Genomic DNA, 20,217 nt, shown 5'->3' on the forward strand with positions numbered 1-20,217 from the left:
GTGACGTTATCCCACAAATATATGGGGACACAATACTTAATTCTTGCCATGTATTTAGCTGGGAATTAAGTTTTGTGTCCCCAACCATGTATGACAGAAGCCATCCTATATCTGCAAGACGGCGCGGCTTTTCGGGGGCATGTTTTAGGGCAAACCGGAGAAACCGCGGGAGAGGCCGTTTTTAACACGGCGATGACCGGGTATCAGGAAATTCTCACCGACCCTTCTTATACCGGCCAGATCGTCGTGATGACCTATCCCCTCATCGGAAATACCGGCGTCAATAACGACGACGTGGAAAGCGACAAGATCCACGTCAAAGGGTTCGTGGCCAAAGAATTCTGCCGCAGGCCCTCCAACTGGCGCGCCACCAGGTCCCTGACCGAATACCTCAACCAGAACCCGATCATCGCGAGGGAAGGTGTCGACACCCGCGCCTTGACCCGCCATTTGCGCATGGCCGGCGCCATGAAAGCGATCATTTCAACGGAGGATTTTGATCCTAAAAGTTTGCAGGCAAAACTCGATGCCTTGCCGTCCATGGAAGGCGCGGATCTTGTGCGCGGCGTCACGACGCCCAAAAAATACGTGTGGAAGGCCAAAGGTCCCCGCCGCTATAAGATCGCGGCCATTGACTGCGGCATCAAATGGAACATTTTGCGCATCTTCGCGGACTTAGGATGCGAAACCCATGTTTTTCCGGCGACCGCAACGATCAAAGACATTTTGGCCATCAAACCCGACGGGCTTTTTCTCTCCAACGGCCCCGGCGATCCGGCGGTCGTGACCTATGTGATCGACACCGTCAAACAAAGCATCGGCAAATTGCCGGTTTTCGGCATCTGTTTAGGCAACCAGATCCTGGGGCTCGCGCTGGGCGGAAAAACGTATAAATTGAAATTCGGTCATCACGGCGCCAATCATCCGGTCAAGGACCTTGAAGGCCAGCGCATCGGCATCACGTCGCAGAACCATGGTTTTTGCGTGGACACAAAAAGTTTGGACCCCGCCGAAGCCGAAATGATCCACGCCAATCTCAATGACCATACCGGCGAGGGCCTGCGCCACAAGAAATTCCCGGTTTTTTCCATTCAATACCACCCTGAAGCGGCGCCCGGCCCGCATGACGCGCGGTATTTGTTCAAACAATTTCTCGACATGATCGACGTCCATAAAAAGAATGCCTAAACGCACGGACATAAAGAAAATTTTGATCATCGGCGCGGGGCCCATCGTCATCGGCCAGGCGTGCGAGTTTGATTATTCCGGGTCCCAGGCCTGCAAAGCGCTCAAAGAAGAGGGCTTCAGCGTTGTTCTGGTCAATTCCAATCCCGCCACCATCATGACCGACCCTGGAATAGCGGATGCCACCTACATTGAACCATTGACCCCGGAATTCCTGGAATACATCATCCGCAAAGAGCGGCCCGACGCTATTTTACCAACCTTGGGCGGACAGACGGCGTTGAATTTAGCGATGCAATTGCACGAGCAGGGTATCCTGGAGAAATACGGGGTCCAAATGCTGGGCGCGAAACATGATGTGATCAAAAAAGCCGAAGACCGCAGTGAATTCAAGGCCGCGGCCCTCAAGGTCGGTCTTGACGTGCCCAAAAGTGTTTTTGCCCACAATTTGGAAGAAGCCAAGAAAGCGGTCAGCCAGATCGGCTTTCCCTGCATTGTCCGCCCGAGCTTCACCCTGGGCGGCACCGGCGGCGGGATCGCGCCTGACATGGAAGAATTTGAGCGCGTTGCGGCGCTGGGGATCGAGAGCAGTATGATCCACGAAATTCTCATTGAGGAGAGCATTGAGGGGTGGAAAGAATATGAACTGGAAGTCATGCGTGATGCCGCAGACAATGTGGTCATCATTTGTTCCATCGAGAATATGGACCCCATGGGCGTGCACACCGGGGACAGCATCACGGTTGCCCCGGTGCAGACCCTGACGGACGTGGAGTACCAGAACATGCGGGACGCTTCAATACGGCTCATCCGCGAGATCGGCGTTGAGACCGGCGGGTCCAACATCCAGTTCGCCGTTGATCCCAAGAACGGGCGCATGGTCGTCATTGAAATGAACCCGCGCGTGTCGCGTTCCTCGGCGCTGGCCAGCAAGGCCACGGGCTTTCCCATTGCCAAATTCGCCGCCAAACTGGCCGTGGGTTATACGCTTGATGAGATCCAAAACGACATCACCCGCGAGACCCCGGCGTGTTTTGAGCCGACCATTGATTATTGTGTGGTCAAGATCCCGCGTTTTACTTTTGAGAAATTCCCCGAAGCCAAGGACATCCTGGGCGTGCAGATGAAAAGCGTGGGGGAGACCATGGCCATCGGCCGCACCTTCAAAGAAGCCCTGCAAAAGGGCTTGAGGGGCCTGGAGATCGACCATGCCGGCCTGGACAACAAACAGGACTACCGTTACATCGAGGATGAAAAAATACGCCTGCGTTTGAAAGAGCCCAATGCCTCGCGCGTTTTTTACCTCAAATACGCTTTGCAAAAAAGCATCACCATCGACGAGGTGGCGGCCTTAAGCCGGATCGACGTGTGGTTCATTGACCAGATCGCCCAGATCCTGGAACTGGAGAATGAAATAAAGGCCGCGGTCACTGCGGGAGGGACATTGAATTCTTCGTTGTTGCGCCGCGCCAAAGCAAACGGGTTTTCCGACGCGCAATTGGCGGAACTGATGGACCGCAGTGAAAAAGATGTCCGGGCCCTGCGCAAGGAATTGGGCATCGTGGCCACGTTCAAACTGGTGGACACCTGTGCCGCGGAATTTGAGGCCTATACCCCGTATTATTATTCAACGTATGAGACCGAGGACGAGGCGCTTTTGAACGCACAAAAGCGGCTGGCCGAACAAGGGCCCCGAAAGAAGATCATGATCTTAGGCGGCGGCCCCAACCGCATCGGCCAGGGCATTGAATTTGATTATTGCTGCTGCCACGCGTCCTTCGCGCTCAAAGAGATGGGGTTTGAGACCATCATGGTCAATTCCAACCCGGAGACCGTTTCCACCGATTATGACACCTCCGACCGTTTGTATTTTGAGCCGCTGACCTTTGAGGACGTGATGAACGTGGTGGACGTGGAAAAACCCGACGGGGTCATTGTCCAGTTCGGCGGACAGACGCCGTTGAACCTGGCCCGGCGCCTGCAGCAGGCCGGGGTGCCCATCATCGGCACGTCCGTTGATTCCATCGATCTGGCGGAGAATCGCGAACGCTTCGCGGCGCTCATCAATGAATTGAAGATCGACCAGCCGGCCAATGCGTCGGCCACGACCAAGGAAGAGACCCTGGCCGCGGCGGGCTCGATCGGCTATCCGGTTTTGGTCAGGCCTTCTTATGTTTTGGGCGGGCGCGCCATGCGCATTGTTTATGATGAAGAATTCCTCAAGGCGTTTCTGGACGAGCTGCATAGCGTCTCGCGCGGGCACCCCGTGCTCATTGATAAATTTTTGGAAGACGCGCAGGAAGTGGACGTGGACGCGATCAGCGACGGCACAGATGTCTATGTGGCCGGGATCATGGAGCATATTGAGAACGCGGGCATCCATTCCGGGGACTCGGCCTGCGTGCTGCCGCCGCATACCTTGAGCGAAAACGTTGTGGCCGTCATCAAGGACCATACCGTGCGTTTGGCCAAGGTCCTTAACGTCATCGGCCTTTTGAACATACAGTTCGCGGTCAAGGGCGGCCGGGTCTATGTGCTGGAGGTCAATCCGCGCGCCTCGCGCACGGCGCCTTTTGTCAGCAAGGCCACCGGCGTGCCTTTGGCCAAGGTGGCCGCGCAGATCATGGCAGGCAAGAAACTGGGTGATTTTGACCTGCCCGACCCCGGCAAGTTAAAATACGTTTGTGTCAAGGAATCGGTGCTGCCGTTCAGCCGTTTTTCCGGCGTGGACATTATCCTTGGCCCGGAAATGAAAAGCACCGGCGAGGTCATGGGCATTGCCCCGACTTTTGGCGTGGCCTTTGCCAAGTCCCAAATTTGTGCCGGCCAGGCCCTGCCGCAGGTGGGGAGCGTTTTTATCAGCGTCAACGAAGCAGACAAACGCCAGGTCGCCGCCGTCGCCAGGAAGTTGGAAGGCCTGGGATTCAAACTTTTCGCGACCAGGGGCACGGCCGAAGTGTTGCGCGCCGACGGGGTCACGGTCACGGTCGCGGACAAGCATCACGAAGGGGAAAATAACGCGTTGACATTGCTCAAGAAAAATGAGATAAATTTAATCATCAATACTCCTTCTGGACCAAAAAGCCAGTCGGACATGCGCGCCATACGGGCGGCGGCCATTTTGCACAACATCCCCTGTATCACAACACTGCAGGGCGCCTGGGCCGCGGTCAACGGCATTGAAGCCGGCATCAAAGACGAATTCACCGTCGAATCACTGCAGAATCTTTATCGGCGCACAGGGACGACCCGCCGGGTCGCCCGTACGGTCGCAGGAGCAGGATAATTATGTGCGGCATTGTAGGCATCAGCCATCATAAAGAAGCGTCGCAAATGGCCTTTTTGGGCCTGTATGCCCTGCAGCACCGCGGGGAGGAATCCGCCGGCATCGTGACCTATGACGGCAAGGAAACCCATGTCATCAAGAAAATGGGCCTGGCGGTGGACAATTTTGACGAGAGCACGATCGGGAAATTGAAAGGCCATGTGGCCATCGCCCACACGCGCTATTCCACGACGGGCGCCTCGGCGGCCAAGAACGTACAGCCCATCGTGGTCACTCACCGCAAGAAACCCATGGCCATCGCCCATAACGGGAATTTGACCAATACCGAGGAATTGTATTCCCGTCTGGAAGAAGAGGGGGCCATTTTCCAGACGTCCATGGATTCCGAGGTCATTGTCCACTTGCTGGCCAAGGCCCCCAATGGTGATCTGAAACAATGGTTTGTGAATGTTCTCTCGCAGTTGAAAGGCGCGTTCTCGCTGATCTTCCTCGTCGAGGACACCCTCATCGGCGCGCGCGATCCCCACGGATTTCGGCCGTTGTCGCTGGGGAAGTTGGGCGATGGGTATATTTTGGCCAGCGAAAGCTGCGCGTTCGACCTGATGAAAGCGGAATTCGTCCGCGAGATAGAGCCGGGTGAAGTGGTCATCATCAAGGGCAATAAGATTGAATCCGTGTTTTTGCCCGGCGCTAAAAAAGCCGTCAGGGCGCATTGCGTTTTTGAGAACATTTATTTTGCCCGTCCCGACAGCCATATTTTCGGCGACAACGTTTATCAGGTGCGCAAGCGCCTGGGCGCGCAATTGGCCAGGGAGCATCCGGCAAAAGCCGATTTTGTCATGGGCATCCCGGATTCAGGCAATTACGCGGCCCTGGGCTATGCCCAGGAATTGAAAATGCCCTTTGAGATCGGGATGATCCGCAACCATTACATCGGGCGCACCTTCATCCAGCCCACGCAATTTTTGCGTGAATTCCGGGTGCGCGTCAAACTCAATCCCATCCGGGAAATGATCAAGGGAAAAAGGATCATCGTGGTCGAAGATTCCATCGTGCGCGGAACCACGTCCCGCAACCGCATTGAAGAGATCCGCGAGGCTGGGGCCAAAGAGATCCATATGCGCATTTCCTGCCCGCCCATCATTTCCCCGTGTTTTTACGGCATTGATTTTCCCAGCACCAGGGAATTGATCGCGCACAACAAGTCAGTCCAGGAGATCGCGGATTTCATCAAGGTGGATTCCCTGGCTTATTTGAGTTTGGAGGGGATGATGTCGGTGATGAAGAACAAGGGGGACTTCTGCACGTCGTGTTTTACCGGCAAATATCCTCTGCATATCCCGCCCAACGCCGATAAATTGATGATGGAGAAACAGTGAGCAAATACATTTTTATCACCGGTGGAGTAGTTTCCAGTTTAGGCAAAGGTAAAAGGCTTGAGCAGTACTTTCTTGGTCGTCGGACACGGCAATCAATATGAGTAAATACATTTTTATCACCGGTGGTGTGGTGTCGAGCTTAGGAAAAGGCATTGCCGCGGCCTCCATCGGTAAACTGCTGGAGGCCCGGGGCCTGAAGGCCGCCATCATTAAATGCGACCCGTATTTGAACGTGGACCCGGGCACCATGAACCCTTACCAGCACGGCGAGGTGTATGTCACCGAGGACGGGGCCGAGACCGACCTGGACCTTGGCCACTACGAGCGTTTCTCCAACACGGTGTTGTCCAAGGACAGCAACATCACCGCGGGCAAGGTGTATTATGCGGTCATCACCAAGGAACGCCGCGGTGATTACCTGGGCAAGACGGTGCAGATCATCCCGCACATCACCGATGAGATCAAGGAACGCATCAAGAAGGTCTCCAAGGGCAATGACGTGGATGTCACCATCGTTGAGATCGGCGGCACCGTCGGGGACATTGAGAGCCTGCCGTTCCTGGAAGCCATCCGCCAGCTGCGCTGGGAATTGGGCGAAGGGTATGCCCTGAATATTCACGTCACCCTGCTGCCTTATATCAAGTCCGCCGGCGAACAGAAAACCAAACCCACCCAGCACAGCGTCGGGCGCCTGCGCGAGATCGGCATCATCCCGCAGATCCTGATGTGCCGCACCGAACGGCCCATTTCCCAGGACCAGAGGGAGAAGATAGCGCTGTTTTGCAACGTGGACGTGGAGGCCGTCATTGAGGCCATTGACGTCAAACACATTTATGAAGTTCCCGTGGCCTTGAAGAAACAAAAACTCGATGAGCTGATCCTCAAGAAACTCAACATCAAATTGCCGGACAAAGGGATCAAAAGCTGGGAAGAGGGCGTGGTCAAGCGCCTGCGCAGTCCCGCCAAAGAGGTCAGGATCGCGGTCGTGGGCAAATACATCACCCTGCAGGACGCGTACAAGTCCATTTATGAGGCGCTGGTGCACGGCGGCATCGCCAACAACGCGCGGGTGATCATCGTCAAGGTCGATTCCGAGGAACTGGAAAAGCATGACCCTAAAAAGATCCTGAAAGGCATCCAGGGGGTCTTGATCCCCGGGGGCTTTGGTTCGCGCGGTATTGAGGGAAAGATCAACGCCGTCGGGTATGTGCGCGAGAACAAGATCCCGTTTTTCGGGATCTGTTTGGGCATGCAGATCGCCACCATTGAATTCGCCCGCAACGTCTGCGACCTTAAGAACGCCAATTCGACGGAATTTGACAAACAAACGCCCCAGCCGGTCATCAGTTTGCTTGAAGAACAAAAGCAGGTGGAGAACATGGGGGCGTCCATGCGTCTGGGGGCCTATCCATGTTCCCTTGAGAAGGGGACCAACAGTTTTGAGGCCTATAAGACGTCAAAGATCTCCGAACGCCACCGGCACCGTTATGAGTTCAACAACCATTACCGCGTCCAGATGGAAGAGGCCGGCCTGGTGTTTGCCGGCATTAATCCGGAGCGGGACCTGGTGGAGATCATTGAGATCAAAGACCATCCCTGGTTCGTCGGCTGTCAATTCCATCCGGAATTCAAGTCCAAACCCGACGCGGCCCATCCTTTGTTCCGGGAATTTATCGCCGCGGCACTGAAGCAGACAAAGGGAGATAAATAAATATACGCGCGGGTGGCGGAATTGGTAGACGCGTACGTTTGAGGGGCGTATGCCGTAAGGCGTGAGGGTTCAATTCCCTCCCCGCGCATTTTTATCCACGCATTTTTTATGAAAAAACTCATTGAAGTTTCCGCAAGCATTCTCGCCGCTGATTTTGCCCATCTGGCGGACGAGATCAAGAAGAGCGAGGACGCCGGCGTGGACCGTTTCCACGTTGATGTCATGGACGGCCATTTTGTGCCGAATCTAACCATCGGCCCGGTCATCGTCGAGGCCGTGCGCAGGCACACGCGTTTGCCCGTGGAAGCGCACCTGATGATCGAGCATCCCTGGGACTACATCGAGGCCTACGTGAAAGCCGGGGCGGACATTATCCAGATCCAGGTTGAGTGTTACGTCGACAGCATTGACGCGGGCAAATTGCGCGCGGACTTAAAGAAGATCAGGTCTTTGGGGAAAAAGGCCCATATCGTCATCAACCCGGGCACGCCTTTGATCACTGATGTCCTGGGGGACTGCGACGGGGTCCTTGTTATGTCGGTCAACCCCGGTTACGCGGGCCAGAAGTTCATGCCCCAGGCGCTGCCGAAGATCGAACATTTAGCAAAGACCTTCCAAGGGGACATCGGTGTCGACGGGGGGATCAACGGGGACACGGCGCCTTTATGCGTCAAGGCCGGGGCGCGGGTGCTGATCACGGCGAGTTATTTGTACGGCTCCAAAGACCTTAAAGGGGTTGTGGCTGGTTTGAAAGCCCTGTAGGGATATGGTATATTTAAATTGCCTATGAAATTCACCCGTTCAAAAATCGGGCAGACCCTTCGACATGGCTCAGGGCAAACCGCGCTGGAATATCTGCTTTTATTCGGCATTGTGGCCGCGGCGGTTTTGGCCGCTTTCAGATATTTGCTTCCCCAAGCGCGCGATTCCTCCGAAGGGTATTACAATAATGTGACCCGCGTCATCATGGGGGAAAAACCCGATCCCATCGACGGTGGCTGGTGCGACTACTCAGCCTGTCCTCCCGGCGTCAGCCAGAAATTCCGCACCTGTCAATGCCCCGCGCCCGCCTTTGGCGGTAATGATTGCCCTGGCGGTCCCGGTGCCGGCCAAGCGCCCTGTCCCTAGGCCTTCCTCTGGTCGCGCACGTAGTTACTTCTATCTAAACTCTTTGCGTATTTTTTGAGTTCCGCGCCGATCTCGCCGATCTGGGCCACGTGGGTGATCTTTTGCCCGCGGTTGCTGACAATGCCGATGGAGATCGCGACGAAGGCGGCCCTGGTGGGATTGCCCTGGCGGTCCTTGCCTGTGATGAATTCGGCTTTGCGGTCCTTTTCATTGTAAAAGGCCGGGACCGCGGCGTCAAAGGCATCAATAACCTTCTGGCTGACCGCGTCCGCTTTTTCGTCGTCACAGATAAAAACAAAATCATCCCCGCCGATATGGCCCACAAACCCTTCTGCCCCGCACACTTGCCGGACGCTGTCAATGAGCACGCGGGCGGCGGTGCGGATGAGCTCGTCGCCGCGTTCAAACCCGTAGGCATCGTTGTAGATCTTGAATTTGTCCAGATCCGCGTATCCGACGGCGAACGTCTTGCCGGAATCGATGCGGTTTTGCAATTCTTCCATGATGGAAGAATTGCCCGGCAAATGGGTCAGCGGGCTGGCGTCCAAAGAACGGGAGGTGCGTTTGAGGATCATGCGGATGCGCGCCAGCAAGGTCTCGGGGTCGAAGGGTTTGATCAGGTAATCGTCGGCGCCGGATTCAATGCCGGTGACCATGTCCTTGGTCTCGCCTTTGCCGGTAAGCATGATGACCGGCAAATGCTGCAGGAGGATGTCCTTCCTTAAATTCCGGCAGAATTCCGGCCCGTTCATGACAGGCATCATATAGTCCGTGATGATGATGTCCGGCGCCTTGGCCTTGACCAATTCGAGGCCTTCCGTGCCGTTGTTGGCGGCAAAGACCGTGTAATGTTCGTTGAGGGTCAACTGCAGGACGTCCAGGATGTCGGGGTCATCGTCTATGACGAGGACCTTAGCTTTGCGCATCATTTTTGTTGGTCTCCCCCCATGTCGTCGTAGGCCTTTTGGGAAGCAGGCAGGGTGAAGGTGAACGTCGTCCCGACGCCCGGCTGGCTGTTGACCCATATTTTGCCATGATGGGCCTCGACGATGTTTTTGGCCAGGGCCAGCCCCAGTCCCGTGCCCTTGACGCTCTGGTTGATCTCATTTTCCACGCGGTAAAATTCGTCGAACAATTTTTTAAGGTCGTCTTCGGCGATGCCGATACCGGTGTCCGATACCGAAAAGGTGATGATCCCGCGCTTCAGGGCCGACGACGCCGCAACCGTGATGGTCCCTTTTTTGGGGGTGAACTTGATGGCGTTGCTCAGCAAATTGATGAAGATCCTTTCCGCCTGGGAAATGTCCACGTAGAATTCTTCGACGGCAAGGGGAATGTTGACGTTGAGCTGTATGTTTTTACCGCTGATCTGGGGGCTGAGCAGATCGACGATATTGTCCACGACCGAGCGCACGCTGTGCAGGGCGAATTTCATCTCGACCCTGCCGGATTCGATGCGCGCGATGTCCAGAAGATTGTTGATCAGGTTCACCAGGTTGTCCGAATGGGTGTTGATCTTGGCCAGGCGTTCCTTGACCGCCAGGGGGACCTCGCCGATCTTTCCGGTCATGAGGATGGAGGCGTATCCCTTGATGGAGGTCAGGGGCGTCCTCAATTCGTGGGACACCGCCGAGATGAATTCGGTTTTCTTTTGGCTGATCTCTTTGACCTGTTCCAAGGCCAGGGCCAATTGTTTGGTGCGTTCTTTGACCTTGAGTTCCAGTTCCTGGCTGGAGCGGAACACTTTTTCGAACAGTTGGGCGTTCTCAATGCTCTGGCCGATCTGGCTGGCTAAAATGGCGATGAGTTCTTCGTCACCCTGGGTCACGGCCGGCGCCGTGTAGCGGTTGCCCACGAAGACGAACCCGATGCAGCCGTTTTGCGTGAGGATGGGAGAGAGGACAAAATGTTCGGCTTCAAAGATGGCGACGAGTTTCTCCTTGGTTTTTCGGGAAACGTTGATGGAGGAGAAGGTGTGGCTTTCGCCCAGCGCGGTCTTGAAATGCTCGTCCTCAAGCAATTGGGTGAGCATGGTGTCGGCCTGGGGCGCGTCAAACCCGATGGTCACCCGCGGCCTCATGGTCTGGCCCTCCTCGAGAGAAGCGACCAAAACGCGCGTGAAGCCCAGTTCGTCGAACAGGGACGGTTTTAGTTTTTTGTAAATTTCGTTTTCGTTGAGGGCCTGGCTGATCTGGCGCGAGGTGCGCTGCAGGGCGTTGAGGCCGTTGAGGCGCTTGTCGAGTTCTTCGTGGGCCCTGTTGAGCTCCAGGTCCGTGCGGACGATGAGTTTGGCCTGCTCGTCGAGTTCATTGAAAGAGCGCATCAGTTTATTGTGCGCGTTTTGCATTTGCCGGATGGTTTCGTCCTTGCCGGCCATCTGGGCGAGCAGGTATCCGGCGCCGGCCAGGATCGCGATGAGCACCGTGACTAACAGGAGGAATGTTTGCGGCAGGGTGAGCGTGATATCCGCCATAGGTCAGCCGATAGCAACGATCAGGATGGTTTCGTTGTGCATGTGCGTGTTTTTGACATTATCCAGGGACCCGAACGGGGAAATTTCCCCGAAAGCATACATGCCGATAAGAGGAGTCGTGTATCCCAGGACGTCTTTGACCGCCTGTATTTCCAGCCAGGAGCGCCGGCCGAGGATCCTGTGCCTGGCCATGGACTCGATGATCAGGACGAATTTGGGCTGTTTGCCGGCCAGGCCGTCCTTGACTTCCTGGGCCGCGTCAATGGCGCTTTGCACGCAGGAATCGCGGTTGCCGATCATCAAATGCACTTCCGCACCCTCGGGAACTTCTCCCTGACATACAATACTCCCGTCGTCCAATATGTCAACGGCATTTTTGAGCAGGTATTGGCGTTCGTCCTCCAGATAAATGCCCAGAGGGTAAAGCAGGACGTGGGAGGCAAAGACATTTTTCTTGAGGTCCCGCGCTTCATTCCCCAAAAATTCTTCGTAGAGCCCCACCGCCGGTTTGTCGTCGATGGTGCGCAGGACATGGCCTTCGGCCTTGGTGATGAAACGCGGTTTGCCCAGGGGTTTGAACCCGTGCCGGCTGCCCACGGCCACGTGCGCGCCGCCGATCAAGAGGCCCACGGTCGCGTTGGCGAGCCGCTGTTTCTGGTGGAACGAGCACCTGTTCTTGAATTTGAAATCGTCGCTGCTGACCGCCCCGAGCAAAGGAAAGCCGGACCCCAGGACCTCCTGGATGCCGCGCACCAGCAGGGAATTGTTTTGGGACATCCCGTCGGTGAAGATGATGCCTGCCTGGCGGCCGGCGGATTTGAGGTCGCCGGTGAGTTTGCGCCCCAGCTCAAACCCGGCCTGGCGCAGGTCGGCGGAAGCCGGCGTGTTGACCGCGGCCAGGCCGAAAGAGATCTCGTCGGAATTGACGGCCAAAAGGACGAGCCCGTTCTTTAAAATGCCGTCAGGGGCGATGATCGCGCCGGCGCAAGCACCCGTGAGCCGTTTGGGCCGCAAAATGGTGTGGATGACGTTTAAGACCTCGTCGCGGGCGCAGTTTTCGCCGGTAAAAAGGAGGACCAGGTCCGTCTGCGCGCTGTTGAGGCTGTTCTTGGCCGCCATGCAGGCCTGGTAGGCGGCTTCCTGCGGGTCCGCGGCCTGGCTGGCGCCGATGGCGATGTGTGTCGGCATAGATGACATTCTATAGACGGGGACGGCGGGGGTCAATAACTTGTTGACGTTAAATGGGCGTGTGTTATATTTTATATTCCCTTTCACAAAATTTTGGCCCCATCCCGTAAAATGCCTTACGGCATCACGGGATTGGCCTCGTGATGAGCAAAGCGAATTTTACGAGGCCCCATCGTCTAGCCTGGTCCAGGACGTCTGCTTCTCAGGCAGAAAACACCGGTTCAAATCCGGTTGGGGCTACTCTGCTACGCCGCAGAATTTTCGTTTGCCATAGTTCATCACTTATGATACACTTTCTTTAGGAGGATAAGAATATGGCTACTAAAAACCCAAGATTGAACGTCGTGTTGGAACCAACCCTCATGAAGGGGGTCGATCATTTGGCCAAGGCGCAGGGGGTGTCTTTGTCCACCATGGCACGGGATTTGATCAAAGAGGCCTTGAATATCTATGAAGATGGCCAATGGCAGAAAATCGCTCAAAAACGTGAAACCACTTTTTCTCACAAAAAGTCCCTTTCCCATGATGAGGTTTGGGGGTAAATGGATTATCGGCCGATCTATCATCATGAGATACCGGATGATCTAGGTGGCATTCCTGCCAATATAAAAGGACGCATTCAACGAGCGATCGAGACGCGTCTTTTAGCAGACCCCATCAGCTACGGCCTGCCATTACGCAAAAGTTTGCGTGGTCATCGTAAATTGCGGGTCGGTGATTACAGGGTCATTTATCGCATTGAAGGCAGGCAAGTCATTATTCTCAAAATTGGACATCGTAAGAGCGTTTATCCTCAAGCATTGGTTCGCTTAACTAAACCAGTCAAAGCATAATTGAGCGATTTTTGACATGTCTTCCATATAGCGCATCTGCCGTCCAACTGCGCGCGGCGCTCAAACGCCGCGCTTCGCCTGCCAAGGCAAAGACCCTTGCCGCATTTTTCAAGATCGGACCCGGCCAATATGCCCAAGGTGACCAGTTTTTGGGCATCACGGTCCCGACCCAGCGTGTTGTTGCCCGGTCATTTTCCGCCCTGCCCCTCAAAGACATCGCCGTTTTGCTGCAAAGCCCCGTCCACGAGGAGCGGCTGACCGCGCTGATCATTCTCGTCGGGAAATTTGAAAGGGCACAGGGCGCTGACCGTGAACGCATCGCCGTTTTTTACCTGAAAAATCTCAAGCGCGTCAATAACTGGGACCTGGTGGACCTGACCGCCCCGCAGATCCTCGGCGCGTATCTTTATGGACAGGGACGGCAGGGGATCGATGTTTTGATGCGCCTGGCGCGTTCCAAAAATTTGTGGGAGCGCCGGGCGGCCATGGTGGCCACGTTTTATTTTATCCGCCGCAAAAGCGCCCGGGAGGCGTTCATGGTCGCCCGGATCCTTTTTAAAGACGAGCATGATCTTATCCACAAGGCCGTGGGGTGGATGCTGCGCGAGACAGGCAAGCACGTTTCCCGGGACATTCTGGAAAAATTCCTGCATCGCCATTACAAAAACATGCCGCGCACCGCGCTGCGCTATGCCATTGAACATTTTCCTCAAGCCCGGCGGCAGGCCTATTTGCTTGGACAAGTCCGACATTAATACTGGCGTCGGGATTGGATTTCAATATAATAGGGGGACATGAAGCCGTTTTACATTTCTCTTAAGCCGTTTTTGGACCATCAGGCCCTGTCCCGTCCCGCCCATTGGGAAAAAATTTTCGGCAATGACCGGCCTGTGGAAGTGGAAATAGGTTTCGGCAACGGAGAATATCTGGCGCGTTTGAGCACGGAAAATCCGCAGGTCAATTATGTCGGTTTTGAGGAGTATTGCGAACGCATCCAGCGCACGTTGAGGAAGATCGGCCGCGCCGGCGCTGTGAACGCGCGTGTTCTGCGTATGGATGTGCGTCCGGGGTTTGAGTTTTTGTTCGCGCCCAAGACCGTCCGGTTCATCCATTGCCTTTTTCCGCCGCCGTGGCCGAAAAAATCCGGCGTCAAGCACCGGTTGTTTGACACAGCGTTCCTGCGCCTGGCCAACAATCGCCTGCGCGACAAGGGGACCTTAAAGATCGTCACCGACCACCGCCCGTACGCCGGATGGATAACGGACAATGTGCCCGGCACCGGGTTTGACCTTCGCCTGGAAAAAGTCCCGGCGCGTTATGACACCAAGTTTGAGCGCAAATGGACCGAGGGCGGACAAAAGGAATTTTATGAACTTACGCTGGTTAAAAAAGAACATGCCGAGGTCGCGCGCAAGGAGGACGTTGCCGTGCAGCATTATGTGATGGAGCGTTTTGATCCCGACCGTTTTTCCATGCCCGACCACTCGGCCGACGGCATCGCGGTGGTGTGCAAAGATTTTCTCTACGACCCCAAACGCAAGACAGCCATGGTCCATGTCCTGGTCAATGAAGAGCATTTATTGCAGAACATTCGCGTCGTGATCACCGAGGGCAAGGGCGGATGGCATGTGAATCTGGCGCAGGGCTCTTTGCTGATGCCCACGGCCGGCGTTGCCAAGGCCCTGGAATGTGTGCATCAGGCCGCGCTGGCGAGCGTAGGGGCGGGCCCCCGTGCCCGCCCGTGAATGGATCATGATGAAATTGTGTCGTCGCATATTATTGTTGGCGCTGGCCATTGCCCTGGTCTGTCCCTCCGAGGCCTCGGCCCGCGGCATCACTGCCACATCCGCGTTTTTGTGGGACGCGACCGACGGCCGTACTTATTACGCCAAAAGCCCCAACCGCTGGATATTCCCGGCGAGCACCGCCAAGATCATGACCGTGCTTCTGGTCCTGGAAAAATTGCCGCTTGAGAGCTATGTCACCGTGTCCGAGCGGGCCACCCGGGTCCAGCCGACCAAGCTTGGCCTCAAGGCCGGCGAACGCTACCGGGTGCGCGATCTGCTCTACGGGGTGGTCTTAAAATCCGCCAATGATGCCAGCATTGTCCTGGCCGAGGCCGTAGCCGGCTCCGAAGCGAAATTCGTCGTCCTGATGAACCGGCGTGCCAGGGCCCTCGGCGCCCGGCACACCCGTTTCGCCAATTCCCACGGTTTGCCGTCCAAGACCAGACAATATTCAACCGCCCGTGACATGGCCCGCATTTTTAAGGAAGCCCTTAAAAACAATTTTTTCAGAAAGGTCCTCATTTTCAAATACCGCGTTATTTATTCCAAGGACGGGCGCAGGCATTTTCTCAAGTCCCATAACAAGTCATTATTTTTAAACTGGAAAAGGGACGTGTACGGCAAGACCGGTTACACCCGGCAGGCCCGGTCCTGTTTTGTGGGATATTTTAACAAAGGCGGCCATACCTGCATCATCGCGGTGTTCGGGTGCCGCAAACGCTGGGAAGACATCAAATTCATGATCGAGCGTTATGGCAAAACAGATCTGTAGGGACAGGTTCCTGCCTGCCGGTAGGCAGGTGAAACCTGTCCCTACCTTGTGGTTTTGCCTGTTTTGAGGTAAGATGATTTTTATTAGCTGATGGGGTATATGGAGGGGTCAATGAAAAATAATGTCGTTATCGTTTTGCTGGTTGTTTTGATCGCTGTTTTGTTCGGGGCCGGGTTATTGTCCGGTGTTGGCAATGCCATGAAGGTGGCCATGATGCCGCTGGTTGAAAAAGCCGAATCGGTCGTTGCCAAACAGAATGACATCGGCCGCAAGCTGGACGCCATCAACGTCCGTTTGGCGGCTCTGGAAAAGGGTCCGTCGGCAGGGCAGCAGCCCCCATCGGAAGACCACAACAAGGTTTATACGATCCCCGTCGGGAATTCAGTAGTCGTAGGCAAAAAGGACGCGCCCGTGACCATTGTGCAGTTTGTTGACCTGCAATGCCCGTTCTGCAACCGGTTCTATCCGCCGGTCAAGGAAGCGCTCAAGGCCTATCCGGACAAGGTCAATTTCATCATCAAGAATTTTCCTTTGAATTTCCATCCCAACGCGCGTCCTGCCGCGAAAGTGGCCATGGCCGCCCATGAGCAGGGCAAGTATATTGAGATGGTGGAATTGCTTTTGGCCAACGGTGCCAACGTCAGCGCGGACAAAATGAAAGAGTATGTCAAACAACTGGGGCTCAATGAACAGAAGTTGACGGACGACCTTAAAAATAATGACGCCCGCTACGAGGCCCAGATCAAGGCGGACATGGACCTGGGAGCGCAGGTGGACGTGCGCGGCACGCCGACTTTTTATATCAACGGCAAAAAGACCACGGCGCGCGACTTCAACGGTTTTAAGGCCCAGATCGATGCCCTCTTGGCCGGTAAGTAACTTTTGATTGCAAAAAAGCTGTTTTATTGTATATTAAGGGCTCAAATTTCAATTAAGGAGCATTATTATGGGCGGTCGTGTCGGCGGCATTACAAGCAAATATTATGTTGAAACCCGCGGGATCAAGGTGTCAGGCGGCCAGAAGGTCACCTCCGGCACTATCTTGACCCGTCAGGGGGACCGTTGGAAGCCGGGGCTTAACGTCATCGGCCGCGCCTCTCTCACAGCGGCCTGTGACGGAGAGGTCTATTTTACCCGCAAGAAGAACGGCTACAAAGCCGTCATCACGCTCATCAACATCAAACCAGCGTAACTATGTGCGGAATCATCGGCTATGTCGGCACCAAGGACGCGTTGCCCGTTTTGGTCGAGGGGCTTAAGAAGCTCGAATACCGCGGGTATGATTCCAGCGGTGTCGGCCTGTTATGCCGCGACGCCGGTTTGGTCGTCCGTAAATCCAAAGGCAAGATCCGCAATTTAGAAGAGCTCATCCGCGCGCGGCACGTGCCTTTGGCCCGGGTGGGCATTTCCCATACCCGCTGGGCCACCCACGGTTTGCCCAGCGACCGCAACGCGCATCCGCATACCGACGGTAAAAACCGCATCGCCGTCGTCCACAACGGCATCATTGAAAATTACCTGGCCCTCAAAGAGTCCCTGAAAAAACAGGGCTGCAAATTCATTTCCGAAACCGATACCGAGGTCATCGCGCATCTGATCGCCTCTGTTTATAAGGGCGATCTCGTTGCGGCCGTGCGAAAGGCCGTGCGCCATCTCAAAGGCGCGTTCGCCCTAGGGATCATCAGCTCTGATCATCCGGACATGCTGGTGGCCGCGCGCGTCGGGTCACCGCTGATCGTCGGGGTGGGCGACCAGGAGAATTTCATCGCCTCCGACGTGCCCGCCATTCTGCAGCGCACCCGCCGTGTGATCTACCTCAAAGACGGACAAATGGCGGTCTTGACCAAAGATAAAGTTAATGTGATGACGTTTGACGGCAAAAAAGTGCCGGCGAAAATTGACACCGTATCTTTTTCCTCCGGGTCTGCCCAGAAGGACGGGTACGCGCATTTCATGTTAAAGGAAATTCATGAACAGCCCGCGGTCTTGGCGGCCATGCTCGCTGCGCGTGTCAAGGGCGGCCGTTTGGACCTGCAAGGGCTGGCCATTTCCGACGGTGTATTGGCGCGCCTGCGCAAGGTGATGATCGTGGCCTGCGGCACGGCGTATCACGCGGGGCTGGTCGGCAAATACGCCATGGAACATTGGGCCCGTTTGCCGGTTGAGGTGGATACGTCCAGTGAATTCCGTTACCGCGACCCCATCGTGGATAAAAATACGCTTGTCATTGCGGTCAGTCAGTCGGGTGAGACCGCGGATACCCTGGCCGCCCTGCGCGAGGCCAAAGCCAAAGGGGCCAGGGTCATTGCCGTGTGCAATGTCATCGGCTCGTCGCTGGCGCGTGAGTCCGACGGGGTGCTGTACACCCATGCCGGCCCCGAGATCGGCGTTGCCTCCACCAAGGCCTACACCGCCCAGCTGATGATGCTGTATCTGTTGGCGTTGAAAATGGCGTCGGTCCGCCGGGCGCTGGCCCCCAAAGACATTCAACGGCTGTTGCGGGAAATGTCCCGCGTGCCCGCGCTATGCCGCGGGCTTTTAAAGCAGAAAGCATTGGTGCGCAAAGTGGCCGAGGCCAATTCGCATTTCGGCTGTTTCCTTTATCTGGGACGCAACGTCAATTACCCATCGGCCCTGGAAGGGGCGCTCAAGCTCAAGGAAATTTCCTATATCCCCGCCGAGGGCTACGCGGCAGGCGAAATGAAACACGGCCCCATCGCGCTCATTGACGAATACCGCGCGGTCGTCTGCATTGCCCCGGCTTCGCACGTCTATGAGAAAATGGCGTCCAACATTCAGGAGATCCGCGCGCGCAAAGGCAATATCATCGCCGTGGTCACGGCCGGGGACAAGGACATCCGCGACCATGTTGATTTTGTCCTGGAAATTCCCGCCATTGAAGAGACGCTCTCGCCGCTCTTGGCCGCCATCCCGCTGCAGCTGCTGGCGTATTTTATCGCGGTCAAACGCGGATGCGACGTGGACCAGCCGCGCAACCTCGCTAAATCTGTAACGGTGGAATAATGTTATATGTCGTTTCCACCCCCATCGGCAATCTCAAAGACATTACGCTCCGTGCGCTTGAGACGCTCAAGGCGGTAGACCTCATTGCCGCGGAAGACACGCGCCACACCAAAATCTTCCTGGACCATTATGGGATCACCAAGCCCCTGACGAGTTTTTTTGAGCATAATGAAGACCGCAAGACCGCTCATCTGGTCGCTTTGATGAAGGAAGGCAAGAATATCGCGTTAGTCAGCGACGCGGGCACGCCGGGTATCAGCGATCCGGGCTATCCATTGATCCGCCGCGCGCTGGAAGAGAGAATTAAGGTTGAGGTGGTCCCCGGGGTCACGGCTTTGATCATGGCGTTGACCGCCTCGGGACTGCCTGCCCACGCTTTTATTTTTGAAGGGTTTTTGCCGCCCAAAGCAGCTGCCCGGCGCAAGAAGCTGGAAGGATTCAAAGGGGAGCAAAGGACCGTTATTTTTTACGAATCCCCGCACCGTTTATTGAAGGCATTGAAAGATATTGAAGAAGTGTTGGAAAACCCGACCGTGGTTTGCGCGCGGGAGTTGACGAAAAAATTTGAGGAAGTTCAGAAGGGAACCGCAGAAGAATTATCCGCGCATTTCACCCGCCACGCCCCCAAGGGCGAGTTCGTTGTGTTGATCTCTTTGCAGGTATAATTAAGTCTGTCTGCGTTTTTAATCTTTGCTGCAAAATACTATGTCCAGATAAGGCGGTTCGTTATTCTCCGTGCCGGTCTGGGAATTATCCGGGTTACCTGTGTTCGTGCCGCCGAAATTTACGTTGACATTATGGGTATGATCTCCGTTAGTGGCCGTTGTTCTGTTCCCTCCGCCCGCCATAAAATCCGAAGTGGTGCTAAAATTATGAACATGGTCCCAGCGTATGCCCCAACCGTTGGTGTCGTCGGTATTTGCCATATAATTCCCACTTGATTGTGTCGTGCCGGCAACAGTATGCTGGTGGTCGACATCAACATCGTGAGAGTGGTCTCCACCGGCGGTCGTCGTAAAGTCGCCGTTGAGTGCGGAAACTGAATGGTTGTGATTGTGCTGGTGGTCATGGGTCGCCGAACCACCCGTACCCCCATAACTTCCGCTTCCTCGGGGATAAAGGCCATCCAGTGCGCTGAACCGGGTCCAACCTGCCGGACAGCTGGTGGCAAACATTGCGATCATCCCGGAAGGGGGGACGGCGCTTCTCCAGGTACTGCTATTATCGCAATACTGGAGGGTGTTGTTGGTATTCTCAACATAGAGAGTGCCGGGATCGCAAGCGCCGGACAAAGCGGCCTGCGGGACAAGCCGCAGCTGGCTATAATTTCCTGATGGGGCTGGATAATAGGTCGTCAGAGTGGTCGTTCCCGCAAAAACCACACCGGTGCTTATGAGCAGGAGACCTATTGCGTATGGAAGGAATGTAGGGCGTTTCATGACTGCCTCCAG

General features: G+C 55.5%; 19 protein-coding genes and 2 tRNA genes. 17 read left to right on the forward strand and 4 right to left on the reverse strand.

The window, feature by feature from the left end; translation table 11 throughout:
- The first annotated feature begins 90 nt into the window (after nt 1–90).
- The 7 genes from carA to Q7K71_04580 all read left to right on the forward strand — a co-directional run bounded on the left by carA (nt 91) and on the right by Q7K71_04580 (nt 8,689).
- Nucleotides 91–1,188 (forward strand): glutamine-hydrolyzing carbamoyl-phosphate synthase small subunit, encoded by a 1,098-nt coding sequence (gene carA, locus Q7K71_04550; GenBank protein ID MDO8675369.1) that lies wholly within the window; start codon nt 91–93, stop codon nt 1,186–1,188.
- Entirely contained in the window at nt 1,181–4,471 is a 3,291-nt protein-coding gene (carB, locus tag Q7K71_04555) for a carbamoyl-phosphate synthase large subunit (GenBank protein ID MDO8675370.1), read from the forward strand. The genes carA and carB overlap by 8 nt, the downstream gene beginning before the upstream one ends.
- A gap of 2 nt (nt 4,472–4,473) precedes the next feature.
- Nucleotides 4,474–5,850 (forward strand): amidophosphoribosyltransferase, encoded by a 1,377-nt coding sequence (gene purF / locus Q7K71_04560; protein ID MDO8675371.1) that lies wholly within the window; start codon nt 4,474–4,476, stop codon nt 5,848–5,850.
- A gap of 97 nt (nt 5,851–5,947) precedes the next feature.
- Nucleotides 5,948–7,561 (forward strand): CTP synthase, encoded by a 1,614-nt coding sequence (locus Q7K71_04565; GenBank protein MDO8675372.1) that lies wholly within the window; start codon nt 5,948–5,950, stop codon nt 7,559–7,561.
- A 6-nt stretch (nt 7,562–7,567) separates the two neighbouring features.
- Nucleotides 7,568–7,649, forward strand: a tRNA-Leu gene (locus Q7K71_04570).
- A gap of 20 nt (nt 7,650–7,669) precedes the next feature.
- The gene (rpe, locus tag Q7K71_04575; protein ID MDO8675373.1) at nt 7,670–8,323 is read left to right on the forward strand and encodes a ribulose-phosphate 3-epimerase; all 654 of its coding nucleotides are present in this window, start codon (nt 7,670–7,672) and stop codon (nt 8,321–8,323) included.
- Nucleotides 8,324–8,347: 24 nt separating this feature from the next.
- On the forward strand, nt 8,348–8,689 hold the full coding sequence (locus Q7K71_04580) for a class III signal peptide-containing protein (GenBank protein MDO8675374.1): 342 nt from the start codon (nt 8,348–8,350) through the stop codon (nt 8,687–8,689).
- On the opposite strand, the gene Q7K71_04585 is transcribed toward Q7K71_04580, so the two are convergent.
- From Q7K71_04585 to Q7K71_04595, 3 genes are read right to left on the reverse strand one after another with little or no spacing between them, the layout of a single operon-like run.
- Nucleotides 8,686–9,618 (reverse strand): response regulator, encoded by a 933-nt coding sequence (locus Q7K71_04585; protein MDO8675375.1) that lies wholly within the window; start codon nt 9,616–9,618, stop codon nt 8,686–8,688. The genes Q7K71_04580 and Q7K71_04585 overlap by 4 nt on opposite strands.
- Nucleotides 9,615–11,162: a GAF domain-containing sensor histidine kinase gene (locus Q7K71_04590; protein MDO8675376.1), complete on the reverse strand. Its 1,548-nt coding sequence runs from the start codon at nt 11,160–11,162 to the stop codon at nt 9,615–9,617. The genes Q7K71_04585 and Q7K71_04590 overlap by 4 nt, the downstream gene beginning before the upstream one ends.
- A gap of 3 nt (nt 11,163–11,165) precedes the next feature.
- Complete coding sequence (locus Q7K71_04595) at nt 11,166–12,350, reverse strand: FIST N-terminal domain-containing protein (GenBank protein MDO8675377.1); 1,185 nt, start codon at nt 12,348–12,350, stop codon at nt 11,166–11,168.
- Between the two features lie 165 nt (nt 12,351–12,515).
- Between Q7K71_04595 and Q7K71_04600 the strand changes: the two genes are divergently transcribed.
- The 10 genes from Q7K71_04600 (at nt 12,516) to rsmI (ending at nt 19,431) form a co-directional block, all read left to right on the forward strand.
- Nucleotides 12,516–12,590, forward strand: a tRNA-Glu gene (locus Q7K71_04600).
- A 74-nt stretch (nt 12,591–12,664) separates the two neighbouring features.
- The gene (locus Q7K71_04605; protein MDO8675378.1) at nt 12,665–12,892 is read left to right on the forward strand and encodes a ribbon-helix-helix protein, CopG family; all 228 of its coding nucleotides are present in this window, start codon (nt 12,665–12,667) and stop codon (nt 12,890–12,892) included.
- Complete coding sequence (locus Q7K71_04610; GenBank protein ID MDO8675379.1) at nt 12,893–13,183, forward strand: type II toxin-antitoxin system RelE/ParE family toxin; 291 nt, start codon at nt 12,893–12,895, stop codon at nt 13,181–13,183. It abuts the gene before it with no gap.
- 11 nt (nt 13,184–13,194) lie between these two features.
- Nucleotides 13,195–13,938, forward strand: coding sequence for a DNA alkylation repair protein (locus Q7K71_04615; protein MDO8675380.1), 744 nt, complete (start codon nt 13,195–13,197; stop codon nt 13,936–13,938).
- A 39-nt stretch (nt 13,939–13,977) separates the two neighbouring features.
- Nucleotides 13,978–14,928, forward strand: coding sequence for a hypothetical protein (locus Q7K71_04620; GenBank protein ID MDO8675381.1), 951 nt, complete (start codon nt 13,978–13,980; stop codon nt 14,926–14,928).
- Nucleotides 14,929–14,935: 7 nt separating this feature from the next.
- Nucleotides 14,936–15,742, forward strand: coding sequence for a serine hydrolase (locus Q7K71_04625; GenBank protein ID MDO8675382.1), 807 nt, complete (start codon nt 14,936–14,938; stop codon nt 15,740–15,742).
- Nucleotides 15,743–15,853: 111 nt separating this feature from the next.
- A complete protein-coding gene (locus Q7K71_04630; protein MDO8675383.1) occupies nt 15,854–16,621 on the forward strand; it encodes a thioredoxin domain-containing protein in 768 nt (255 codons plus the stop codon).
- A gap of 67 nt (nt 16,622–16,688) precedes the next feature.
- Nucleotides 16,689–16,934, forward strand: a complete 246-nt coding sequence (locus Q7K71_04635) for a 50S ribosomal protein L27 (protein ID MDO8675384.1) — start codon at nt 16,689–16,691, stop codon at nt 16,932–16,934.
- 2 nt (nt 16,935–16,936) lie between these two features.
- Nucleotides 16,937–18,766, forward strand: a complete 1,830-nt coding sequence (gene glmS, locus Q7K71_04640; protein ID MDO8675385.1) for a glutamine--fructose-6-phosphate transaminase (isomerizing) — start codon at nt 16,937–16,939, stop codon at nt 18,764–18,766.
- Nucleotides 18,766–19,431 carry a 16S rRNA (cytidine(1402)-2'-O)-methyltransferase gene (gene rsmI / locus Q7K71_04645; protein MDO8675386.1) on the forward strand — a complete coding sequence of 222 codons (666 nt, stop codon included), beginning with the start codon at nt 18,766–18,768 and terminating at the stop codon, nt 19,429–19,431. Before glmS ends, rsmI begins: the two co-directional genes overlap by 1 nt.
- An 18-nt stretch (nt 19,432–19,449) precedes the next feature.
- Here rsmI and Q7K71_04650 read toward each other — a convergent pair.
- Nucleotides 19,450–20,217, reverse strand: a 768-nt coding sequence (locus Q7K71_04650) for a hypothetical protein (protein ID MDO8675387.1), incomplete at its 5' end; no start/stop codon positions are given.

This window comes from Candidatus Omnitrophota bacterium (assembly GCA_030650275.1).
Taxonomy (GTDB): domain Bacteria; phylum Omnitrophota; class Gorgyraeia; order Zapsychrales; family Fredricksoniimonadaceae; genus JACPXN01.

Excerpts from the sequence above, each read along its gene's own strand:
- Q7K71_04565 (MDO8675372.1), top strand. The coding sequence starts at position 5,948 with ATGAGTAAATACATTTTTATCACCGGTGGTGTGGTGTCGAGCTTAGGA.
- purF (MDO8675371.1), top strand. The coding sequence starts at position 4,474 with ATGTGCGGCATTGTAGGCATCAGCCATCATAAAGAAGCGTCGCAAATG.
- Q7K71_04585 (MDO8675375.1), bottom strand. The coding sequence starts at position 9,618 with ATGATGCGCAAAGCTAAGGTCCTCGTCATAGACGATGACCCCGACATC.
- Q7K71_04590 (MDO8675376.1), bottom strand. The coding sequence starts at position 11,162 with ATGGCGGATATCACGCTCACCCTGCCGCAAACATTCCTCCTGTTAGTC.
- Q7K71_04605 (MDO8675378.1), top strand. The coding sequence starts at position 12,665 with ATGGCTACTAAAAACCCAAGATTGAACGTCGTGTTGGAACCAACCCTC.
- rsmI (MDO8675386.1), top strand. The coding sequence starts at position 18,766 with ATGTTATATGTCGTTTCCACCCCCATCGGCAATCTCAAAGACATTACG.
- Q7K71_04625 (MDO8675382.1), top strand. The coding sequence starts at position 14,936 with ATGATGAAATTGTGTCGTCGCATATTATTGTTGGCGCTGGCCATTGCC.
- Q7K71_04610 (MDO8675379.1), top strand. The coding sequence starts at position 12,893 with ATGGATTATCGGCCGATCTATCATCATGAGATACCGGATGATCTAGGT.
- carB (MDO8675370.1), top strand. The coding sequence starts at position 1,181 with ATGCCTAAACGCACGGACATAAAGAAAATTTTGATCATCGGCGCGGGG.
- rpe (MDO8675373.1), top strand. The coding sequence starts at position 7,670 with ATGAAAAAACTCATTGAAGTTTCCGCAAGCATTCTCGCCGCTGATTTT.
- Q7K71_04580 (MDO8675374.1), top strand. The coding sequence starts at position 8,348 with ATGAAATTCACCCGTTCAAAAATCGGGCAGACCCTTCGACATGGCTCA.
- Q7K71_04630 (MDO8675383.1), top strand. The coding sequence starts at position 15,854 with ATGAAAAATAATGTCGTTATCGTTTTGCTGGTTGTTTTGATCGCTGTT.
- Q7K71_04635 (MDO8675384.1), top strand. The coding sequence starts at position 16,689 with ATGGGCGGTCGTGTCGGCGGCATTACAAGCAAATATTATGTTGAAACC.
- Q7K71_04620 (MDO8675381.1), top strand. The coding sequence starts at position 13,978 with ATGAAGCCGTTTTACATTTCTCTTAAGCCGTTTTTGGACCATCAGGCC.
- Q7K71_04595 (MDO8675377.1), bottom strand. The coding sequence starts at position 12,350 with ATGCCGACACACATCGCCATCGGCGCCAGCCAGGCCGCGGACCCGCAG.
- carA (MDO8675369.1), top strand. The coding sequence starts at position 91 with ATGACAGAAGCCATCCTATATCTGCAAGACGGCGCGGCTTTTCGGGGG.
- glmS (MDO8675385.1), top strand. The coding sequence starts at position 16,937 with ATGTGCGGAATCATCGGCTATGTCGGCACCAAGGACGCGTTGCCCGTT.